This is a genomic window from Kitasatospora sp. NPDC059462, from assembly GCF_042749955.1.
Taxonomy (GTDB): Bacteria; Actinomycetota; Actinomycetes; order Streptomycetales; family Streptomycetaceae; genus Kitasatospora.
Genome location: NZ_JBHYUU010000103.1, coordinates 1 through 18,774 on the forward strand (window position 1 = coordinate 1; position 18,774 = coordinate 18,774).

Consider the following 18,774-nt stretch of genomic DNA (forward strand, 5'->3'; position numbering starts at 1 on the left):
GCCCCTCCCCGACCGGGGAGGGGCGCCGTCGCCGCGGCGTCAGCCCAGCGAGCTGCGCAGGAACTCGCGGTTCATCGCGGCGATGCTCGGCAGCGGGATGCCCTTGGGGCAGGCCGTCGCGCACTCGCCGGTGTTGGTGCAGCCGCCGAAGCCCTCGGCGTCCATCGTGGCCACCATGTCGCGCACCCGGGACCTCCGCTCCGGCGCGCCCTGCGGCAGCACGTTGAGGTGGACCACCTTGGCGGAGGTGAAGAGCATCGCCGACCCGTTCGGGCAGGCCGCCACGCACGCCCCGCAGCCGATGCACTCGGCGTGCTCGAACGCGGTGTCGGCGGCCTCCTTGGGGACGGGCGTGGCGTGCGCCTCGGGGGCGCTGCCGGTCGGGGCGGTGATGTAGCCGCCCGCGCCGATGATCCGGTCGAAGGCGGAGCGGTCCACCACCAGGTCCTTGACCACCGGGAAGGCCGCCGCCCGCCACGGCTCGACGTCGATGGTGTCGCCGTCCCGGAAGTGCCGCATGTGCAGCTGGCAGGTGGTGGTCCGCTCGGGGCCGTGCGCCTGGCCGTTGATGACCATGCCGCAGGCGCCGCAGATGCCCTCGCGGCAGTCGTGGTCGAAGGCGACGGGGGTGTCGCCCCGGGTGATCAGCTCCTCGTTGAGGGTGTCCAGCATCTCCAGGAAGGACATGTCCGGGCTGATCCCGCTGACCTGGTAGGTGGTCATCGAGCCGGGCGTGTCGGGGCCCGCCTGGCGCCAGATCCGAAGGGTGAGGTTCACGCGTAGCTCCGCTGGGTGGGGTGGACGTACTCGAAGTCGAGGTGCTCGCGGTGCAGCACCGGTGCCTGCCCGGTGGCGGTGAACTCCCAGGCGGCGGCGTAGGAGAACTCCTCGTCGCGCCGGGCGGCCTCGCCGTCGGCCGTCTGGCTCTCGGTGCGGAAGTGGCCGCCGCAGGACTCGGCGCGGTGCAGCGCGTCCAGGCACATCAGCTCGGCCAGCTCGAAGTAGTCGACGAGCCGGTTGGCCTTCTCCAGCGACTGGTTGAGCTCCTGGCCGGTGCCGGGCACCTTGATCCGGCGCCAGAACTCGTCCCGCAGCTTCGGGATCCGCTCCAGCGCGCGGCGCAGCCCGGCCTCGTCGCGGGCCATGCCGCACTCGTCCCAGAGCAGCTCGCCCAGCTCGCGGTGGAAGGAGTCGGGCGTGCGGTCGCCGTCCACGGCGAGGATGAGGTTGAGCCGGTCGGCGACCTCGGCCTCCGCCGCGGCGATCTCCTCGTGGCCGGCCGGGACGGCGGGCAGCTTCTCGCGGGCCAGGTAGTCGTTGAGCACCGGCGGCAGCACGAAGTAGCCGTCGGCCAGGCCCTGCATGAGCGCGCTGGCGCCGAGCCGGTTGGCGCCGTGGTCGGAGAAGTTGGCCTCGCCGATCGCGAACAGGCCCGGGATCGTGGTCTGCAGGTCGTAGTCGACCCAGAGCCCGCCCATCGTGTAGTGGATCGCCGGGAAGATCCGCATCGGCACCCGGTACGGGTCCTCGGCGGTGATCCGCTCGTACATCTCGAACAGGTTGCCGTACTTGGCCTCCACCGCGTCCCGCCCCAGCCGGCGGATGGCGTCGGCGAAGTCCAGGTAGACGCCCTGCCCGCCGGGGCCGACGCCGCGGCCCTCGTCGCAGACGTTCTTGGCGGCCCGGGAGGCGATGTCGCGCGGCACCAGGTTGCCGAAGGCCGGGTAGATCCGCTCCAGGTAGTAGTCCCGCTCCTCCTCGGGGATCTCGGCCGCCGGCCGGGTGTCGCCCTTGGCCCTGGGCACCCAGATCCGGCCGTCGTTGCGCAGCGACTCGCTCATCAGGGTGAGCTTGGACTGGTGGTCGCCGGAGCGCGGGATGCACGTCGGGTGGATCTGGGTGAAGCACGGGTTGGCGAAGTACGCGCCGCGCCGGTGCGCCCGCCAGATCGCGGTGGCGTTGGAGTTCTTGGCGTTGGTGGAGAGGTAGAAGACGTTGCCGTAGCCGCCGGAGGCCAGCACCACGGCGTCGGCGGTGTGGCTGGTGATCTCGCCGGTGACCAGGTCCCGGGCGACGATGCCGCGCGCCCGGCCGTCGACCACCAGCAGGTCCAGCATCTCGGTGCGGGCGTGCATCTCCACGTTCCCGGCGGCGATCTGCCGCGACAGCGCCTGGTAGGCGCCGAGCAGCAGCTGCTGGCCGGTCTGGCCGCGGGCGTAGAACGTCCGGGAGACCTGCACCCCGCCGAACGAGCGGGTGTCCAGCAGACCGCCGTACTCACGGGCGAACGGCACGCCCTGCGCCACGCACTGGTCGATGATCTCCACCGACACCTGGGCCAGGCGGTGGACGTTGGACTCGCGGGCGCGGAAGTCGCCGCCCTTGACCGTGTCGTAGAACAGCCGCCGGACCGAGTCGCCGTCGTTGCGGTAGTTCTTGGCGGCGTTGATGCCGCCCTGGGCGGCGATCGAGTGGGCCCGCCGGGGGGAGTCCTGGAAGCAGAACTGGACGACGTGGTACCCCTGCTCGGCCAGCGTGGCGCCGGCCGCGCCGCCCGCCAGGCCGGTGCCGACCACAATGACCGTGTGCTTGCGCCGGTTCGCCGGGTTGACCAGCTTGGCCTCGAAGCGCCGCTGGTCCCAGCGCTGCTCGATCGGCCCCTCGGGGGCGCGGGTGTCGGCGATCGGGTCGCCGACGGTGTAGTCCGGGTACTCGCTCAACTCACCACTCCGGTCATCACGGCCACGGGGACGGACAGGAAGCCCGCGGTCAGCAGCAGCGCCAGGCCGTTGGCGGTGAGCTTCAGCGCGCGGTCACGGCGGGCGTTGTTGGCGCCGAGGGTCTGCGCCGCGCTCCAGAAGCCGTGCCGGATGTGCAGGCCGACGGCGAGCATCGCGACGATGTAGATCACGCAGGAGTACCAGTTCCCGAAGGACGCCACGATGTTCTGGTACACCCGGCCGTGCTCGGCGTTGGGGTTCACGGTCAGCGTGGTGAGGTCCAGGATGTGCCAGACGATGAACAGCGCCAGGATCACCCCGCCCCAGCGCATCGTCCGGGTCGCGTAGCTCGCCCGCCGCCGCTGGTGGGCGTACTTGCTCGGCCGGGCGGCGAGGTCGCGCCGGCTCAGCTGGTACGCGGCGACCCCGTGCAGCACGACGGCGGCCAGCAGGCCCGCCCGGGCGATCCACAGGAACCACTCGTGCCCGAGGAACGGCTGCCCGAGGGTGCGCAGCCAGGCCGCGTAGCCGTTGATGTCGTCCGGCCCGAAGAAGACCTTGAGGTTGCCCAGCATGTGGGCGACCAGGTACAGCAGCATGACCAGTCCGCTGACGGCCATGACCGCCTTCTTGCCGACGGTCGACCGCCACAGGGTCCCCAGGGTGGACGGGTGCCGGGCCGTCCGAGTCGCGGTTGTCATGGCGACAACGGTAAGGAGGCGGGCTACGGTGCGTCCAAGACATGATGCGGCTGGTCACCATAGGCGCTTCCTATCGGTGCGGCCTATCCTGGCAGGGTGCAGCTCCAGCAACTCCGCTACTTCGTGGCCGTCGCCGAGACCCGCCACTTCACCCGCGCGGCGGAGGCGGCCCATGTCGCCCAGCCGTCACTCTCGCAACAGATCCGGGCGCTGGAGCGGGAGTTGGGCGCCGAGCTGTTCCACCGCACCCGCGGCAACATCGCGCTGACCGACGCCGGGGACGCCCTGCTGCCGCTCGCCCGGCGCATCCTCGCCGACACCGAGAGCGCCCGCCTGGCCGTCCAGGAGACCGTGCAGCTGCGCCGCGGCCGGGTACGGCTCGGTGCGCCGCCGAGCCTGTGCACCAGCCTGGTGCCGGACGTGCTGCGGGCGTTCCGGGACCGCTACCCGGGCGTGGCGCTGATGGTGCGCGAGGGCGGCTCGCGGGACCTGGTGCGCTCCCTGGTGGCGGGGGAGCTGGACCTCGCGCTGATCATCACCCCGCCGCGCGGAGAGGAGGAGCCGGCGCTGGCCGTCACCGAGCTGCTGCACGAGGACCTGGTGCTGGTCTCGGCGGAGCGCCGGGCCCGGCGCACGGTGCGGGTGGCCGAGCTGCGCGGATGGCCGCTGGTGATGTTCCGGGAGGGCTACGACGTGCGCGAGGCCACCCTCGCGGCCTGCCGGGAGGCCGGCTTCGAGCCGGAGTTCGCCGTCGAGGGCGGGGAGATGGACGCCGTGCTCGGCTTCGTCCGGGCCGGGCTCGGGCCGGCCGTGCTGCCGGGCATGGTCGCGCACCGCTCGGGCCTGGCGGTGACCCCGTTCGCCGGCCGGGGCCTGGGCCGCACCATCGCCGTCGCGCACGGCCACGAGGTACCGCCCACCCGGGCCGCCGAGGCGCTGCGGGCGACCCTGCTGGCCCATCTGCACGATGCCGCACGGGACGGCGAACTCCCGCCGGGGACCGAGCTGTTGCTCTAGGCGAAGGGGCCCGGGGCGCGTGCTGCGCCGCGGGCCCCGGCGGGCGTGCGGTCAGCTGGGCAGCACGGCCTCGATCGCGGCGATCACCTCGTCCGCCTCCGGCTCGGTGCGCGGCCGGATCCGGGCGGTCACGGTGCCGTCGGGGCCGATGACGAACTTCTCGAAGTTCCAGGCCACGTCCCCGGCCTGGCCCTCGGCGTCGGCCGTCCCGGTCAGCCGCGCGTACAGCGGGTGGCGGTCCTCGCCGTTCACGTCGGTCTTCTCGAACAGCGGGAAGGTCACGCCGTAGGTGGTGGAGCAGAAGGTCTGGATCTCCTCCGCGCTGCCCGGCTCCTGCCCGGCGAACTGGTTGGAGGGGAAGCCCAGCACGGTGAAGCCGCGGCTCGCGTAGCGCTCCTGGAGCCGCTCCAGGCCGGCGTACTGCGGGGTCAGGCCGCACCGGGAGGCGACGTTGACGATCAGCAGCGCCTTCCCCTTGTAGTCGGCCAGCGAGGCGGCCTCGCCGGACAGCGTGCGCAGCGGGATGTCGTACAGGCTCACGGTGGGGTACCCCTTCGGAGGAGGTCGTCGTCGTCGGTGGTGCGGTCCGGCGGGCGGACCCGCGCGGGTACGGTATCCCGTCCGGCCCGCCCACCTGCTCAACCGCGCCCGGACGCCGGGTGTTCCGGTCCGCGGCCGGGCCCGGGGTCCGGGCGCCGCGGCGTCGACCGTTCCAGGGCGGCTATCTGCTCGGTGACGACGGAGAAGTCGGCGCTCAACCACCGCTCGGGCCGCATCCGGACGGTGATGTCCGCCGTCAGCTGCTCGGCGGTGGCCACCAGGTAGGCGGCGGCCGTGGCGGGCGGCAGATAGCGGTGGGCCAGTGCGGCGCGCTCGTCCGGGTCGACGTGGTCCTCGATCGCGACCACCGGTCCCACCACGCTCACGTACCGGCAGGGCGGCTCCTCCTGCTGGGCGCAGAGCGTGAACCGGCCGGCCGCCCGGATCCGGCGCGCCTTGGCGGATTCCCGCCCGGTCAGTACGGTGATCAGTCCGCCGGGGCGGTAGGAGTACCAGATCGGCACGGTCAGCGGGGCCTGGCCGGCCTCCGCGCCGGCGACGGACAGGACGCCGACGTGCACGGCGGCCAGGAAGCGTTCGCACTGGGAACGGGTCATCGCGAAGGACACGGTGGGCCTCCCGGGTGGGAAGGCCCGCGCACGGCCGTCGCGCGCGGGCGGTTCTTGGTACGTACCCGTACCGCCTGCGGCCGGAACGCCCGGAGGTGTCGGGGCGGGCGCGGGGCGGCGGGCGGGCGCGGGTCGACCGGCTGCTCGACGGGCGAACGTGCGTACCCGCAGGAGGCCGGGATTCCGGCCCGGAAGCGCCCTCCTTGTGCTGCTCGCGTGAAGGGTCGGTGTGCGAGGTTGGCCGGCTCCGGGGTGCTGGGTACCGTCGGTGGCACGCCGGACCCGTCATGGTTGCCATGTTCAACACCGGGTCACGGCAAGGGGGTTCGGGACCGTCGGGGGAGCGGGGGAGCTCCGGCCGCCGGGTTCCGGGCAGCACGCCCGCCGCGCCGGCCGGCCCGTCCCGCGCGTCCCAGCCGCCATCGCAGCACCGCAGTCACCAGCAGCAACGCACCCCGCAGCAACGCACCCGCAGCGATGCGCCGCCCGCGGCGCGCCGCCGCGCCGGGTGCGCGGAAGGAACCTCCCGATGCCTCGACGCCGTGCCCTGCCCGCCTGCCCCGCCGCTTCCGCTCCCGCCACCGCGTCCGCCGCTCCCCACCCCGTGCGCATCGTCCCCCTGCCCGCCGTCCCCCTGCCCGCCGTCCGCGTCTGCGCCGCCCGCGCCGACTCCCCGGCGGTGCGCCGGTGAACGGCCTGCCCCGCCCGCGCAAGCGCCCGCCCGCCGCGCCGCGCCACAGCGCCCCGCCCGGTCGCGCCCGCCCCCGCCGCACGCTGCGCCACGCCTCCCCGGCCGCCGTCCTGCGCGCCGTGCCCTGGCGCCACGACCTGCCCGCCTCGCTGGTGGTCTTCCTGGTCGCGCTCCCGCTCTGCGTCGGCGTCGCCGTCGCCTCCGGGGTGCCCGCCGAACTCGGCCTGGTCACCGGCATCGTCGGCGGCCTGCTGGTCGGCGCGCTGCCCGGCAGCAGCCTCCAGGTCAGCGGCCCGGCCGCCGGTCTGACCGTCCTCGTCCACGAGGCCGTCCAGGAGTACGGCGCGGGCGCCCTCGGTGTCCTCGTCCTGCTCACCGGACTGCTCCAACTCGCCATGGGAGCCCTGCGGTTGGGCCGATGGTTCCGCGCGATGTCGGCCTCCGTGGTGCACGGCATGCTGGCCGGCATCGGCCTGACGCTGCTGCTCGGCCAGCTGTACGCGCTCGCCGACCGCCGTGCCCCCGGGACGGGGCCGGAGAAGATCGCCGGCCTGCCCGTGCTGCTGCGCGACGCCGTCACCGGGGCCGCCACGCCCGCGGCGGTGGCGCTCGGCACGGCCACCCTGCTCGTGCTGGTGGCCTGGAAGTACCTGCCGCCGCGTCTCGCCCGCGCCCTGCCCGGCCCGCTCGGCGCCGTCGGCCTGGCCGCCGCCGTCACCGCCGTCGCCGACCTGCCGGTGGCCCGGGTCGAGGTGGCCGGCCTGCTCGACGTCGTCCAGCTGCCCGACCGCGCCGCGCTCGGCGCCCTGGCCACCACGGCCGGCGTCGGCACCGTCCTGGCCTTCACCCTGATCGCCTCCGCCGAGACCCTCTTCAGTGCCGCCGCCGTCGACCGGATGCACCACGGCCCGCGCACCCACTACGACCGCGAGCTCACCGCCCAGGGCGTCGGCAACGCCCTCTGCGGACTGCTCGGCGCGCTGCCGATGACGGCCGTGATCGTGCGCAGCGCGACCAACGTCCAGGCCGGTGCCCGCAGCAAGGCCTCCCGGGTGCTGCACGGCGGCTGGCTGCTGCTGTTCACCGCCCTGCTGCCGGGTGTGCTCGGTCTCGTCCCGCTGACCGCGCTGGCCGCCGTCCTGGTCCACGCGGGCGCCAAGCTGATCCCCGTGCGCAGGGCCGCCGCGCTCTGCCGCGACCACCGCGGCGAGGCGGCGGTGCTCGTCGTCACCACCGTCTCGGTCATCGTCACCGATCTGTTCGAGGGGGTGCTGATCGGCATCGGCCTCGCCGTCGTCAAGTCCGCCTGGCAGACCTCCCACCTGCAGATCGCCGTGGAGGAGCCGGCGCCGCTGCCCGGGGCCGGGCAGCGCCCGCTGCGGGTGCGGCTGAGCGGCAATGCCACCTTCCTGCGGCTGCCCCGGCTGCTGGACACCCTCGAACGCCTCCCGGCGGACCGACCGGTCGAGCTCGACTGGTCCGGGCTGCGCCATCTCGACCACGCCTGCACGGTCGCCCTCGCCGCCTGGGCGGCGCAGCACCGCGCCCGCAGCTCCGCCCCGCTGGCGGTCGACCCGCCGCTGCCGACCGTCGTCTGAACCCGTCCAGGAGAAACACCCTAGCCTGGTGGCCCGGAGACCGGTGGCCGGCCGGGCCGCCGTCGGGCCGTACTGGGAGGAGACGCAGCCGTGATCGCAGCTTTTTCGGTCACCCCGCTCGGGGTCGGCGAGGACGTCGGGGAGGCGGTCGCCGCCGCCGTCAGGGTGGTCCGCGCGAGCGGGCTGCCCAACCGCACGGACGCCATGTTCACCAGCGTCGAGGGGGAGTGGGACGAGGTGATGCCGGTGATCCGGGAGGCGATCGAGGCGGTGAAGGCCTACAGCGGCCGGGTCAGCACCGTCATCAAGATCGACGACCGGGCCGGGGTCACCGACGGTCTCACCGCCAAGGTCGCCTCGGTGGAACGCCACCTCGCCGGGGGCTGAACCGTCGCGCGCCCCGCGCCCCGACCCTTTCTTGACCGACCGATCTGGAATCGACTACCTTTCAGGCATGGCGCGCACCAAGGAATTCGACCCCGAGGCCGCACTCCAGTCGGCCCTGGAGCTGTTCTGGCGGTGCGGCTACGAGGCCACGTCGATGGCCGACCTGGTCGACCACCTGGGCATCGCCCGCGCCAGCATCTACGCCACCTTCGGCAGCAAGCGCGAGCTGTACCTGCGCGCACTGGAGCGCTACGGCCGGCAGCAGCAACCCGCGCTGCTGGCCGAGCTGTCGCAGCCCGGCCCGGTCCTCCCGGCCGTCCGCGCCCTGGTCCGCCGGTTCGCCGGCGAGTCCGCCGCGGACGGCGAGGGCGGCCCGCGCCGCGGCTGCTTCGTCACCAACACCGCGGTGGAACTCGCCCCGCACGACCAGGACGCCGCCCGCCGGGTGGAGGCCAGCCTGCTCCACCTGGAGACCGTCCTGACCGCGGCGCTGGTGCGGGCGCGGGCCCAGGGCGAACTGCCCGAGGGGCGCGACCCGCAGGCGATCGCCCGGATGCTGCTGGTGCTGTTCCAGGGCATGCGGGTGATCGGCAAGGCCGGTGACGGCTCGGCCCGGCTGGGGGACGCCGCCGAGCAGGCCCTCGCGCTGCTGGACTGACCCGCCGTCGGGGATGCCCGTCCCGGTGTTTTTTGCTGTCTCTATTCTGAACCGAACGGTCAATATAGACCCTCGATCGAGGAGCACTCAGATGACCCGCAGCACCACCCGCTTCACCGGCAAGTCCGTCCTGGTCACCGGTGGCGGCAGTGGCATCGGCCGCGCCGTCGCCCTCGCCTTCGCCCGCGAGGGCGCCCGCGTCGCCGTCGCCGGCCGCACCGCGAGCGCCCTCGCCGAGACCGTCGCCCTGGTCGAACGCGAGGGCGGCACCGCCGTCGCCCTGACCGGCTCGGTGTCCGACGCCGCCGACGCCGCCCGGCTGGTCCGGGAGACCGTCGAGCACTTCGGCGCCCTGGACGTCGCGGTCAACAACGCCGGTGTCTTCGGCGGCGTCGGCCCGATCGCGGACGTCGCCGACGAGGAGTGGCAGCGGCTGATCGACATCAACCTCACCGGCACCTGGTACGCGATGAAGCACCAGATCGCCCAGCTGCGCGCCAACGGCGGCGGGGCGATCGTCAACATCTCCTCGAACCTCGGCACCCATCTGCGGGTCGAGAACATCGGCGCCTACGCCGTCTCCAAGGCCGCCGTGGCCACCCTGACCCGGGCCGCCGCCCGCGACCACATCGGCGAGGGCGTGCGGATCAACCTGGTCAGCCCCGGCCCGATCGACACCACGATGTCCTCCCGGCCCGGCGAGAGCGCCGCCGACAAGGCGGACCGGATGAAGGGCAGCGTTCCGGCCGGGCGCGCCGGTGCCGTCGAGGAGGTCGCCGCCGCCGTCCTCCACCTCGCCTCCGAGGAGTCGGCCTTCACCGTCGGCGCCGACCTCGTCCTCGACGGCGGCGTCACCGCCTGAGCCGCCGCCCGGGCCGCCGCCTCGGCCGCCGCCCGGGCCGGCCGCCGCTCAGGCCGACAGCGCCTCGTCCTCGGCCGGGGCCGCGCAGGCGGCGGCCAGCTCGTCCAGCGAGAGCCCGAGCGCGTACGCCAGCGCCGCGACGGTGAAGAACGCGGGCGTCGGGGCCCGTCCGGTCTCGATCTTGCGCAGCGTCTCGGCCGACACCCCGGCCGCCGCCGCCACCTCCACCATGCTGCGCTCGCCCCGCGCCTCGCGCAGCAGTGCGCCGAAGCGCTCGCCGCGCTCGCGTTCCCCGGGAGTCAGCGGAGTCCTCACCATGCCCCCGATGGTAGGCCACGGCGGCCGGGGCGACCCGGCGTGCCCCGGCATACCCTCCGAACCGTGATACAAATACCGGTATAAGAATTGGATCGAGCCGGTCGGAGGACCCCGTGGTGGAGCTCAAGTCGGAGGCGGCGCTCGCCGCGATGCGCGAGGCCGGGCGGGTGGTCGCCACGGCGCTGGCCGCGGTGGAACGGGCGGCCGGCGTCGGGGTGAGCCTGCTGGAACTGGACGAGACGGCCCGGGCGGTGCTGCGCGACGCGGGAGCCACCTCCCCGTTCCTCGGCTACCGCCCGGCCTTCGCCCCGGTGCCCTTCCCGGCCGTCATCTGCGCCTCCGTCAACGACGCCGTGGTGCACGGCATCCCCGACGGCTACCGGCTGCGCGACGGCGACCTGGTCAGCATCGACTGCGGCGCCGTGCTGGACGGCTGGGCCGGCGACGCCGCCGTCAGCTTCACCGTCGGCACGCCCCGCCCCGAGGACCTCCGCCTGATCGACACCACCCGCCGCGCCCTGGAGGCGGGCATCGCGGCGGCGGTGGCCGGCCACCGCACCGGGGACATCGCCCACGCGGTCGGCACCGTCGCCCGCACCGCGCGCTACGGACTGCTGGAGGGCTACGGCGGCCACGGCATCGGCCGCCGGATGCACGAGGACCCGCACCTGCCCAACGAGGGCCGTCCCGGCCGGGGCTACCCCCTGAAGCCCGGCCTGGTCCTGGCCGTCGAACCCATGCTCATCGCCGGCGGCACCGACACCCACACCACCGACCCCGACGGCTGGACCCTGCGCACCACCGACGGCAGCCGCGCCGCCCACGTCGAGCACACCGTCGCCATCACCGAGGACGGACCCCGCATCCTCACCCTCCCGTGACCGCGGGGCCGGCTTGACCCCCTTTCGGGCGAACGGCGCCGGGCGGGACCCTCGGTCGGGTGGCGGGGACTTTGGACTCTGGGTGGACTGGGAGGCGACGGGAAGGGTGGTGGTGCGGCCGGGCCCCCACCTCGCCGCTCCGTTCGAAACTGCCGGAGGTCGTCATGCCAAGGTCCGTCGTCGTCGGTGTCGATGGTTCGCCCGAGAGCCTTGCCGCGCTGGACTGGGCGGCGGAGGAGGCGGCGCAGCGGCAGCTGCCGCTGAAGGTGGTGCTCGCCTGGCCGACGGTGGTGACACCGCTGTCGGTGCTCGGCACGGTGGACCTGGCGCGCCGCCAGGCGGACGTCACGTTGCGTGACGCCGAGCTGCGGGTGCGCGAGCGGTGGCCGGAACTGGCGATCGCGTCCGTGCAGGTGCCGACCGAGCCGGTGCACGCGCTGGTCGACGAGGTGAGCGGGGCGCAGGAGCCCGACGGGGCGCCGGCCGAGCTGCTGGTGCTGGGCTCGCGCGGGTTCGGCGCGGTGGCCGGGTTCCTGGTCGGCTCGGTGAGCCAGCGGGTGCTGGCCCGCACCGACTGCCCGGTGGTGCTGGTGCGCCGCGGCGGGACCGAGGGGGAGGGGACGGCGGGGGAGGAGACGGCGACCGCACGGGAGGTGGTGGCCGGCGTCGACCCGTTCGAGGGGGCCGACGCGGTGCTCGCCCACGCCTTCGAGACGGCGCAGCGGCGCGGACTGCCGCTGCGCGCGGTCTACTCCTGGACGCTCCCGGCGACGTACCAGTACGCGGGCATCGCGGCCAGCGTCGACGTGACCGGCGAGATGCTCGTCTACGCGAAGGGCGAGCTGGCCCGGGTGGTCCAGCCGTGGCGGCGCAAGTACCCGCAGGTCGAGGTGGTCGAGGAGGCCGTCAACGCCCGCCCGGCCAAGCTGCTCGCCGACCGGGCGTCGCGCGCGGAGCTGGTGGTGATCGGCCGGCGGGTGCGCCGGACGCCGCTGGGCGCGCACCTCGGCGCCGTCGCCCACGCCGTTCTGCACCACGTGCCCTGCCCGATCGCCGTCGTCCCCTACGAGCGGGCCGAGAAGCAGGAGCAGGACCAGCAGCAGGAGGCCGGCGATGCGTGACCAGGTGCTGGTGGGTGTCGACGGCTCGGAGACGAGCCTGGCCGCCGTGGACGTCGCGGTCCGTGAGGCGCGGCTGCGCGGCAGCCGGCTGCGGATCGTCCACGCGTTCATCTGGCCGCTGATGCACGTCCCGCTCGGGCCGGCGCAGGAGGGCCCGCCGGAGGGCGGGCTGCGGAACCAGGCGGAGTCCGTCCTCGCGGACGCCCGGGCCCGCGCCGAGGCGCTGGACCCGCGGCTGGAGATCGCGACCGAGCTGGTCACCGGGGAGCCGCTGACCGTGCTGGCCCGCTGGTCGCGGGAGGCCGCGCTGGTGGTGGTCGGCAGCCGGGGGCTCGGCCGCTTCGGCGCCCTGCTGATCGGCTCGGTGGCGGTGCACCTGGCCGCGCACGCCGACTGCCCGGTGCTGATCGTCCGGGGCCGGCCGGACCCGCAGGGCCCGGTGCTGGCGGCGGTGGACGGGAGCGGGGTGGGTGCCGAGGCGCTGGGCTTCGCCTTCGCCGAGGCCTCCGCACGCCGTGCCCCGCTGACCGCCCTGCACATCGCGCACCCCAGCACCAGCTGGCCGGACCAGGAGGAGCGGGTGCTCGCCGAGGCACTGGCCGGCTGGCGGGAGAAGTACCCGGACGTCGAGCTGCGCTCGGAGGTGGTCGAGGCGCACACCCGCCCGGCGCTGATCGAGGCGAGCCGGCAGGCGCAGCTGCTGGTGGTCGGCGCCCGCGGCCGGGGCGGCTTCGCGGGCCTGCTGTTGGGCTCCACCAGCCAGGCGATGATCCAGCACGCGCACTGCCCGGTCGTCGTGGTCCGGCACCCGGAGGAGCGCACGGCGGAGGCCTGACCCCGCGCCGGGGAGCGGCCCCGGGGCCGGGGGCGGACCGGGCCCGGGGTTCACCCCATCAGCCGCAGCCGGGCGGCGGCCACGCCCACCCGCACGGTCTGCCCCCGGGCCAGGTCCAGCGCGTCGTCCTCGATCCCGTCGCCGAAGGCCACCAGCCGGTCCGACTCGACCGTCAGCACCAGCCGCCGCCCGCCGTCGAGCAGGCCGTGCACCCGGCCGGTGCCGGTGGCGGGGGAGGGCCAGGCCTCGCGGACGAACCAGGCGAGGGACGCGGCGGACGGCCCGGGCAGGTCGAGCGGGCCGCCGCGCTCCAGCCAGACGGAGCGGCACCAGCCGGTGCCGCCCGTCCCGGTGCCGACCAGGACGCCGGACGAGGCCTGCGGCTCGCCCTCGTCGGCCGCGCCGGCCCGCTCCTCGACGGCCAGCCGGTAGCGGGCCGTCTGGTGCCCGGACCGGCCGACGTACACCTCGTTGAGCGCCAGCAGCCGCTGGGTGTCGTCGGCGACCGCCTCGACCATGGTCCGCTCCTCGCAGCGCCGCTCGCCGCCCGGGCCGACGGCGGCCGGCAGCAGCCGCGCCAGGGCGTCCGCGCGGTGGCGCACCAGCACGCCCGGGTTGCGGCCGGGCTCGGTGTCGACGCCGATCACCGGCTGGCCGTCCAGGTACTTGGCGACATTGGCGACCAGGCCGTCCTGGCCGACCACGACCACCACGTCCTCCGGTTCGAAGAGGAACCGCGGCAGGTCGGCGCGCTCGACCCGGGTGCGCCGCCAGTCGAGCGGCACCGCGCCGGCCGCCTCGGCCAGCGCGAGCTCCTGGCGCCGGTGGCGCAGTTCGATCTCCTCGACCGACCGGCCGCGGCTGCTCAGGAAGTACGCGGCCTGTCCGGGCGTGCCGTGGTGGTCGATCAGCTCCTGGTACTCGGTGCGGCGGTGGACCAGGACCGCCCGGGGCGCGAGCGTCATCGCGCGGACCCGCCGTCCGTGCCCGCACCCGTGCCCGTGCCCACACCCGTGCCCGTGCCCGTCGCGCCGAGCCTGGCGAGCAGACCGGTGAGCACGTCCGGCGTGAGCGTGACGCTGTCGATCCGCGGCAGGTGCTCGGCCAGGCGCATCAGCGCGAGCGCCCGCAGCACGGCCGGGTCGGCCTGCTGGTGGGCGCCCAGCCAGGCCGCCTCGGCGGCGGCCCTGGCCTCGCCGAGGGCACGGGCCGCGTCGGCCTCGGCGCCGGCCAGCCGGGTGCGGCGCTGCGCCTCGGCGTCGGTGCGGATCCGGTCGGCGGCCGCCTCGTCCTCGGCCTGGAGCCGGGTGTTGGCACCCTGCCGGGTGATCAGCTGTTCCTGCCGCCGGGCGAGTTCGATCCGGTTGGCGAGCTCGTTCTCGGCGATGCCGCGCTCGTGCTCGACGGCGACGGCCCGCCGCTCGAAGGTGGCCCGGTCGGCCTCCTGCTGGACCAGCTCGCGGGCCGGGGTGCGCAGCGCGCGCTCCACCTCGGGTTCGGGCCGCAGTGCGACCACCCGCACGGCGATGACGGCGAGTCCGGTCTCGGCCAGCCGGGGTTCGGCGGCGAGCCCGGCGGCCATCCGCTCGCGGACGGTGCTGATGCCGTCGGCCAGCGCGGTGGCGAGCGGGGTGCGGGCGAGCAGGCCGAGCGCGTGCTGCTGGGCGGTCTCGGTGAGCAGGGTGGCGAGCTGGTCGAGCGGGGCGGAGCGCCAGGCGCCGGTGTCGGGGTCGATGCCGAAGTCGACGCGGGCGGCGGCGGTGGCCGGGTCGGTGATCCGGTAGGTGAGGGTGCCCTGGACGGTGACGTCCTGGAAGTCCGCGGTGCGGGCGTGGAAGAGCATGGCCAGCTCGCGGTCGTCGACCGGGACCTCGGAGAGCACGGCGGTGAGCGGGCGGAACCAGAACGCGAGGCCGGTGCCGTCGTGGGCGAGCCGGCCGCGCCGGACGTGGCGGATGTGGGCGGTGGGCAGCGCGCGCAGGTGGCGCAGCCCGAAGCGCTTGGTGATGTCGGCCATGGACAGCTCCTTATCGTCGGGATGACGATATTGGGTGGGGCTTGTTCTCGTCAAGATGACGAAAAAGGGTCGCCCGGTGCCGCCCCGGGCGTCGTGGGAGTATCGACCGGTGCTGAGGACGCGAACGACCAGGCTCCCCGCCGCGCTGCTGGCCGCGGTCTGCACGACCGCCGCGGCCGCCGGCACCGCCGTGCTCACCGCCCCGCCCGCCCGGGCGGCGGACGGCGGCGGGCAGGCGTTCACCATCGGCGACCCGCGGATCACCGAGTCCAGCGGTCTCGCCGCCAGCCGGCGCCACCCCGGCGTGTACTGGACGCACAACGACAGCGACGACGGCCCCTACCTCTACGCCGTCGACTCCCAGGGCCGCACCGTCGCCACCGTCACCCTGCGCGGCATCGAGCCGCGCGACGTCGAGGCGGTCTCGCTCGGCCCGGACGGCCGGCTCTACGTCGGCGACATCGGTGACAACCTCGGCGGCAAGTGGCCCGAGGTCTGGATCTACGCCTTCGCCGAGCCCGCCGAACTCCGCGACCAGAGCGTGCAGGTCACCCGCTACAAGGTCCGCTACGAGGACGGCCCGCGCGACGCCGAGGCGCTGATGGTCCACCCGGTGACCGGCCGCGCCTACATCGCGAGCAAGAAGCAGGGCGGCGGCGGCCTCTACCAGGGCCCCGAACAGCTCTCCCCGAACGGCGTCAACACCTTCCGCCGGATCGCGGACGCGCCGTGGACCACCGACGGCGCCTTCTCGCCGGACGGCACCCGGCTGGTGCTGCGCGGCTACTTCTCGGCCACCCTCTACCGCTGGAAGGACGGCGCGCCGAGCGGCGGCGAGCCGCTCTCCACGCCCTTCCAGCGCCAGGGCGAGTCGGTCACCTTCAGCGCCGACGGCCGGTCGCTGCTGTACGGCAGCGAGGGCAAGGACAGCCCGGTCTGGCGCTCGCCGCTGGACGACGACCAGCTCCCCGACACGGTCCCGCCCCTGCCGGACCCGGCCCCCGGCGCCACCCCCGGCCGGAACGCGCCGTCGCCCTCCGGGGCGGCCGCCGAGCCGTCGGCCGGCGCCTCGGGGGACGCCCCGTCCGCCTCGGCCGGCACCGGGGACCGCGCGCTCGGGGTGGTCTTCCTGCTCGCGGTGGCGGGTGCGGTGCTCGGGCTGCGCCGCAAGAAGCGCGACGGCTGACACCGGTCCTGCCCGAAGGGGCCGGGGGAGGGTGCCGCGCGGGCCCGGCGGCACCCGTCCGGACGTCCTCGAACGACCCCCGGCGTACCGGGCCCCGGACCGCACCGCCGGTCCCGCCGCGCCCAACGGAGTCGATCTGTCGCCGATTTGTGACAAAGGTTGGCCAACACCGGCCCCACAGGCGGTTTTCGTGGACGTAGTGTTCCGACTATGTCACGGAGAAGCCGCCGCACGCCCTCCCCGGAGCCCCTCGACACCTGGGTGCCGCGCCCCCGGCGCCGCGAGACCCCGCTCGGCCTGCTCGGCCACGGCGTGAAGTTCCTCGGTTACAGCACCCTGGCGGGTGTGCTGCTGGCCGGCATCGCCCTTCCGGCCGCCGGTGCGCTCGGCCTTGGGATGAAGGGCACCGTGGAGGAGTTCGACACCATCCCTGACGACCTGAAGACCCCGCCGCTGACCCAGGCCAGCTGGATCTACGACGCCAAGGGCCAGCAGATAGCCAAGGTCTACGAGCGCGACCGCCGGGTGATCACCGGCGAGGAGATGGGCCCGCTGATACGCCAGGCCCAGGTGGACATCGAGGACGCGCGCTTCTACGAGCACGGCGCGGTCGACCTCAAGGGCGTCCTGCGGGCCATCACCAAGAACGCGGAGAGCGGCGCCGCGATGCAGGGCGCCTCGACCCTCACGCAGCAGTACGTGAAGAACGTCAACGTCGAGAAGGCGGGCGACGACCACGCGGCGGTCCGGGAGGCCCAGCGCAAGACCCTGGGCCGCAAGGTGCAGGAGCTCAAGTACGCGATCAAGCTGGAGGAGGAGCTGACCAAGGAGCAGATCCTCACCAACTACCTGAACATCACGTACTACGGCCAGCAGGCCTACGGGATCCAGGCGGCCGCCCAGCGCTACTTCAGCAAGAACGCCAAGGACCTCACCGTCGCCGAGGCGGCCACCCTGGCCGGACTGGTGCAGAACCCCTCCCAGTTCGACCCCAAGGCCCACCCCGAGGCCTCGCGCAAGCGCCGCGACGTCGTGATCGACAAGATGGTGGAGAACAAGCACCTCACCGCCGAGCAGGCCAAGGAGGCCAAGTCCGGGCCGGTGGTGCTGCACTACCAGGCGCCGCAGAACGGCTGCATCACCGCCGACGCGGGCATGGGCTTCTTCTGCGACTACGTCCGCCACGTGATCAAGCAGGATCCGGTCTTCGGCAAGACCGCCGCCGAGCGCAAGAAGCTCTGGGACATGGGCGGCCTGTCCATCCACACCACCCTCGACCCGGTGAAGCAGGCGGCCGCGCTCAAGGCGGTGACCACGAAGGTGAAGGTCACCGACGACGTGTCGGCGGCGATCACCATGGTGGAGCCGGGCACCGGCAAGATCCTCGCGATGGCCCAGACCCGCCCCTACGGGATCGACCCGGGCAAGAACCAGACCGTCGTCAACTACAACGTGGACGCGGCGATGGGCGGCGGCAACGGCTTCCAGCCCGGCTCCAACTTCAAGCCGATCGTGGCCGCCGCCGGCCTGGAGGCGGGGCTCACCTCCACCCAGTCCTACCCGTCGCCGAACAAGATGGACTGGCCGTCGATGAGCACCTGCGACGGCACCTGGAAGAACCTGGAGAAGGGCAAGAAGGGCGGCACCATCCCCAACGAGTCGGCGGGCGAGGTCGGCCCGTACGAGCTCAAGGAGGCGATGGCGCTCTCGGTCAACACCTACTTCGTGCAGATGGAGCAGGAGATCGGCCTCTGCGCGGTCAAGCAGATGGCCAACAAGCTCGGCGTGCTGACCAAGGCGAGCGGCAAGCCGCTGGAGGAGCTGCCCGCCCTGGGCCTGGGCACCCAGGAGGTGAGCCCGCTGGTGATGGCCAACGTCTACGCGACCTTCGCCAACCGCGGCACCTACTGCACCCCGGTCGCGATCAGCGCCATCACCACGATGGACGGCAAGGAGGTCCCGGTCAGCCCCGCCAAGTGCGAGCGGGTCTTCTCCGAGAGCACCGCCGACGTCATCAACACCGTGCTGCTCGGCGTGACCGAGAAGGGCGGCACCGCGCGCGACCTCGGCCTGAACGACGACCGCCAGATCGCCGGCAAGACCGGTACCTCGGACGAGAAGAAGTCCGCCTGGTTCAGCGGCTACACCGGCAACCTCGCCGCCTCGGTCTGGCTGGGCGGCCCGGCCGGCGGTGTGAAGATGCGCAACATCCGGATCGGCGGCAAGTGGTTCGACGAGGTCTTCGGCGCCACCGGCCCCGGGCCGATCTGGCAGATGGCGATGAACGACGCCGTGCGGGGCATGCCGGAGAAGGAGTTCGAGACCGTCTACATCCCCAACCCGGCGCCGAAGCACGACCCCTCGGCGAGCCCCGGTTCGGGCAGCGGCTCCGGCAGCGGCTCGCCGGGCGAGGCGTCCACGACCTGGCCCGGACGCCCGACGGCGCCCGCCCGGCCGACGCGCAACCCCGGCCCGACCCAGCGGCCCGCGCAGCCGACCCAGCCGGAGCCGCAGCCCCGGCAGGACCAGCAGCAGGACCAGCAGCAGCCGCCGCAGGGCGAGCAGGCGCAGCCCGAGGAGCAGCACCAGGACGGCTGAACCGCCGGGCCCGCA

19 protein-coding genes are annotated in these 18,774 nt (G+C 74.3%); 11 read left to right on the top strand and 8 right to left on the bottom strand.

What is annotated here, in order from left to right:
* Window positions 1–39: 39 nt before the first annotated feature.
* Genes ACFXAM_RS23920 through ACFXAM_RS23930 form a run of 3 tightly spaced genes read right to left on the bottom strand, consistent with a single transcriptional unit; the run spans window position 40 to window position 3,421 of the window.
* Entirely contained in the window at window positions 40–777 is a 738-nt protein-coding gene (locus ACFXAM_RS23920) for a succinate dehydrogenase/fumarate reductase iron-sulfur subunit (RefSeq protein ID WP_380294269.1), read from the bottom strand.
* Window positions 774–2,720, bottom strand: a complete 1,947-nt coding sequence (locus ACFXAM_RS23925) for a fumarate reductase/succinate dehydrogenase flavoprotein subunit (RefSeq protein WP_380294270.1) — start codon at window positions 2,718–2,720, stop codon at window positions 774–776. The genes ACFXAM_RS23920 and ACFXAM_RS23925 overlap by 4 nt, the downstream gene beginning before the upstream one ends.
* Window positions 2,717–3,421 (bottom strand): succinate dehydrogenase cytochrome b subunit, encoded by a 705-nt coding sequence (locus ACFXAM_RS23930; protein ID WP_380294272.1) that lies wholly within the window; start codon window positions 3,419–3,421, stop codon window positions 2,717–2,719. The genes ACFXAM_RS23925 and ACFXAM_RS23930 overlap by 4 nt, the downstream gene beginning before the upstream one ends.
* 96 nt (window positions 3,422–3,517) lie before the next feature.
* Between ACFXAM_RS23930 and ACFXAM_RS23935 the strand changes: the two genes are divergently transcribed.
* Entirely contained in the window at window positions 3,518–4,438 is a 921-nt protein-coding gene (locus tag ACFXAM_RS23935) for a LysR family transcriptional regulator (RefSeq protein ID WP_380294273.1), read from the top strand.
* 51 nt (window positions 4,439–4,489) lie between these two features.
* Here ACFXAM_RS23935 and ACFXAM_RS23940 read toward each other — a convergent pair whose 3' ends face one another.
* The gene (locus ACFXAM_RS23940; protein ID WP_380294274.1) at window positions 4,490–4,978 is read right to left on the bottom strand and encodes a glutathione peroxidase; all 489 of its coding nucleotides are present in this window, start codon (window positions 4,976–4,978) and stop codon (window positions 4,490–4,492) included.
* Between the two features lie 98 nt (window positions 4,979–5,076).
* A complete protein-coding gene (locus ACFXAM_RS23945) occupies window positions 5,077–5,595 on the bottom strand; it encodes a pyridoxamine 5'-phosphate oxidase family protein (RefSeq protein WP_380294275.1) in 519 nt (172 codons plus the stop codon).
* Window positions 5,596–6,136: 541 nt separating this feature from the next.
* On the opposite strand from ACFXAM_RS23945, the gene ACFXAM_RS23950 reads away from it, so the two are divergent.
* The 5 genes from ACFXAM_RS23950 (at window position 6,137) to ACFXAM_RS23970 (ending at window position 9,803) form a co-directional block, all read left to right on the top strand.
* Window positions 6,137–6,298, top strand: a complete 162-nt coding sequence (locus ACFXAM_RS23950) for a hypothetical protein (RefSeq protein ID WP_380294276.1) — start codon at window positions 6,137–6,139, stop codon at window positions 6,296–6,298.
* An 83-nt stretch (window positions 6,299–6,381) separates the two neighbouring features.
* Window positions 6,382–7,896, top strand: coding sequence for a SulP family inorganic anion transporter (locus ACFXAM_RS23955; protein WP_380294299.1), 1,515 nt, complete (start codon window positions 6,382–6,384; stop codon window positions 7,894–7,896).
* A 90-nt stretch (window positions 7,897–7,986) separates the two neighbouring features.
* The gene (locus ACFXAM_RS23960) at window positions 7,987–8,283 is read left to right on the top strand and encodes an MTH1187 family thiamine-binding protein (RefSeq protein WP_380294277.1); all 297 of its coding nucleotides are present in this window, start codon (window positions 7,987–7,989) and stop codon (window positions 8,281–8,283) included.
* A gap of 67 nt (window positions 8,284–8,350) precedes the next feature.
* Window positions 8,351–8,941 (top strand): TetR/AcrR family transcriptional regulator, encoded by a 591-nt coding sequence (locus tag ACFXAM_RS23965; protein WP_380294278.1) that lies wholly within the window; start codon window positions 8,351–8,353, stop codon window positions 8,939–8,941.
* Between the two features lie 91 nt (window positions 8,942–9,032).
* Window positions 9,033–9,803 (top strand): SDR family NAD(P)-dependent oxidoreductase, encoded by a 771-nt coding sequence (locus ACFXAM_RS23970; protein WP_380294279.1) that lies wholly within the window; start codon window positions 9,033–9,035, stop codon window positions 9,801–9,803.
* A 48-nt stretch (window positions 9,804–9,851) separates the two neighbouring features.
* Here the strand turns inward: ACFXAM_RS23970 and ACFXAM_RS23975 are convergent, their stop codons facing one another.
* Window positions 9,852–10,121: a helix-turn-helix domain-containing protein gene (locus tag ACFXAM_RS23975; RefSeq protein WP_380294280.1), complete on the bottom strand. Its 270-nt coding sequence runs from the start codon at window positions 10,119–10,121 to the stop codon at window positions 9,852–9,854.
* 113 nt (window positions 10,122–10,234) lie between these two features.
* On the opposite strand from ACFXAM_RS23975, the gene map reads away from it, so the two are divergent.
* The 3 genes from map to ACFXAM_RS23990 all read left to right on the top strand — a co-directional run bounded on the left by map (window position 10,235) and on the right by ACFXAM_RS23990 (window position 12,958).
* Window positions 10,235–11,002 (top strand): type I methionyl aminopeptidase, encoded by a 768-nt coding sequence (gene map / locus ACFXAM_RS23980; RefSeq protein ID WP_380294281.1) that lies wholly within the window; start codon window positions 10,235–10,237, stop codon window positions 11,000–11,002.
* A 164-nt stretch (window positions 11,003–11,166) separates the two neighbouring features.
* Window positions 11,167–12,123, top strand: a complete 957-nt coding sequence (locus tag ACFXAM_RS23985; protein ID WP_380294282.1) for a universal stress protein — start codon at window positions 11,167–11,169, stop codon at window positions 12,121–12,123.
* A complete protein-coding gene (locus tag ACFXAM_RS23990; protein ID WP_380294283.1) occupies window positions 12,116–12,958 on the top strand; it encodes a universal stress protein in 843 nt (280 codons plus the stop codon). Before ACFXAM_RS23985 ends, ACFXAM_RS23990 begins: the two co-directional genes overlap by 8 nt.
* Before the next feature lie 50 nt (window positions 12,959–13,008).
* Here ACFXAM_RS23990 and ACFXAM_RS23995 read toward each other — a convergent pair whose 3' ends face one another.
* Both ACFXAM_RS23995 and ACFXAM_RS24000 read right to left on the bottom strand, forming a co-directional pair.
* Complete coding sequence (locus ACFXAM_RS23995) at window positions 13,009–13,923, bottom strand: hypothetical protein (RefSeq protein WP_380294284.1); 915 nt, start codon at window positions 13,921–13,923, stop codon at window positions 13,009–13,011.
* Window positions 13,920–14,975: an SPFH domain-containing protein gene (locus tag ACFXAM_RS24000; RefSeq protein ID WP_380294285.1), complete on the bottom strand. Its 1,056-nt coding sequence runs from the start codon at window positions 14,973–14,975 to the stop codon at window positions 13,920–13,922. Before ACFXAM_RS24000 ends, ACFXAM_RS23995 begins: the two co-directional genes overlap by 4 nt.
* Before the next feature lie 109 nt (window positions 14,976–15,084).
* On the opposite strand from ACFXAM_RS24000, the gene ACFXAM_RS24005 reads away from it, so the two are divergent.
* Both ACFXAM_RS24005 and ACFXAM_RS24010 read left to right on the top strand, forming a co-directional pair.
* Window positions 15,085–16,161, top strand: a complete 1,077-nt coding sequence (locus ACFXAM_RS24005; protein WP_380294286.1) for a hypothetical protein — start codon at window positions 15,085–15,087, stop codon at window positions 16,159–16,161.
* A gap of 210 nt (window positions 16,162–16,371) precedes the next feature.
* Window positions 16,372–18,759 carry a transglycosylase domain-containing protein gene (locus tag ACFXAM_RS24010; protein WP_380294287.1) on the top strand — a complete coding sequence of 796 codons (2,388 nt, stop codon included), beginning with the start codon at window positions 16,372–16,374 and terminating at the stop codon, window positions 18,757–18,759.
* Window positions 18,760–18,774: the final 15 nt, after the last annotated feature.

What these genes read in the sequence shown, in the direction of transcription:
- ACFXAM_RS23995 (WP_380294284.1), bottom strand. Translation starts at nt 13,923, where the DNA reads ATGACGCTCGCGCCCCGGGCGGTCCTGGTCCACCGCCGCACCGAGTAC.
- ACFXAM_RS23945 (WP_380294275.1), bottom strand. Translation starts at nt 5,595, where the DNA reads ATGACCCGTTCCCAGTGCGAACGCTTCCTGGCCGCCGTGCACGTCGGC.
- ACFXAM_RS23975 (WP_380294280.1), bottom strand. Translation starts at nt 10,121, where the DNA reads ATGGTGAGGACTCCGCTGACTCCCGGGGAACGCGAGCGCGGCGAGCGC.
- ACFXAM_RS23930 (WP_380294272.1), bottom strand. Translation starts at nt 3,421, where the DNA reads ATGACAACCGCGACTCGGACGGCCCGGCACCCGTCCACCCTGGGGACC.
- ACFXAM_RS24010 (WP_380294287.1), top strand. Translation starts at nt 16,372, where the DNA reads ATGTCACGGAGAAGCCGCCGCACGCCCTCCCCGGAGCCCCTCGACACC.
- ACFXAM_RS24000 (WP_380294285.1), bottom strand. Translation starts at nt 14,975, where the DNA reads ATGGCCGACATCACCAAGCGCTTCGGGCTGCGCCACCTGCGCGCGCTG.
- ACFXAM_RS23950 (WP_380294276.1), top strand. Translation starts at nt 6,137, where the DNA reads ATGCCTCGACGCCGTGCCCTGCCCGCCTGCCCCGCCGCTTCCGCTCCC.
- ACFXAM_RS23970 (WP_380294279.1), top strand. Translation starts at nt 9,033, where the DNA reads ATGACCCGCAGCACCACCCGCTTCACCGGCAAGTCCGTCCTGGTCACC.
- ACFXAM_RS23965 (WP_380294278.1), top strand. Translation starts at nt 8,351, where the DNA reads ATGGCGCGCACCAAGGAATTCGACCCCGAGGCCGCACTCCAGTCGGCC.
- ACFXAM_RS23990 (WP_380294283.1), top strand. Translation starts at nt 12,116, where the DNA reads ATGCGTGACCAGGTGCTGGTGGGTGTCGACGGCTCGGAGACGAGCCTG.
- ACFXAM_RS23985 (WP_380294282.1), top strand. Translation starts at nt 11,167, where the DNA reads ATGCCAAGGTCCGTCGTCGTCGGTGTCGATGGTTCGCCCGAGAGCCTT.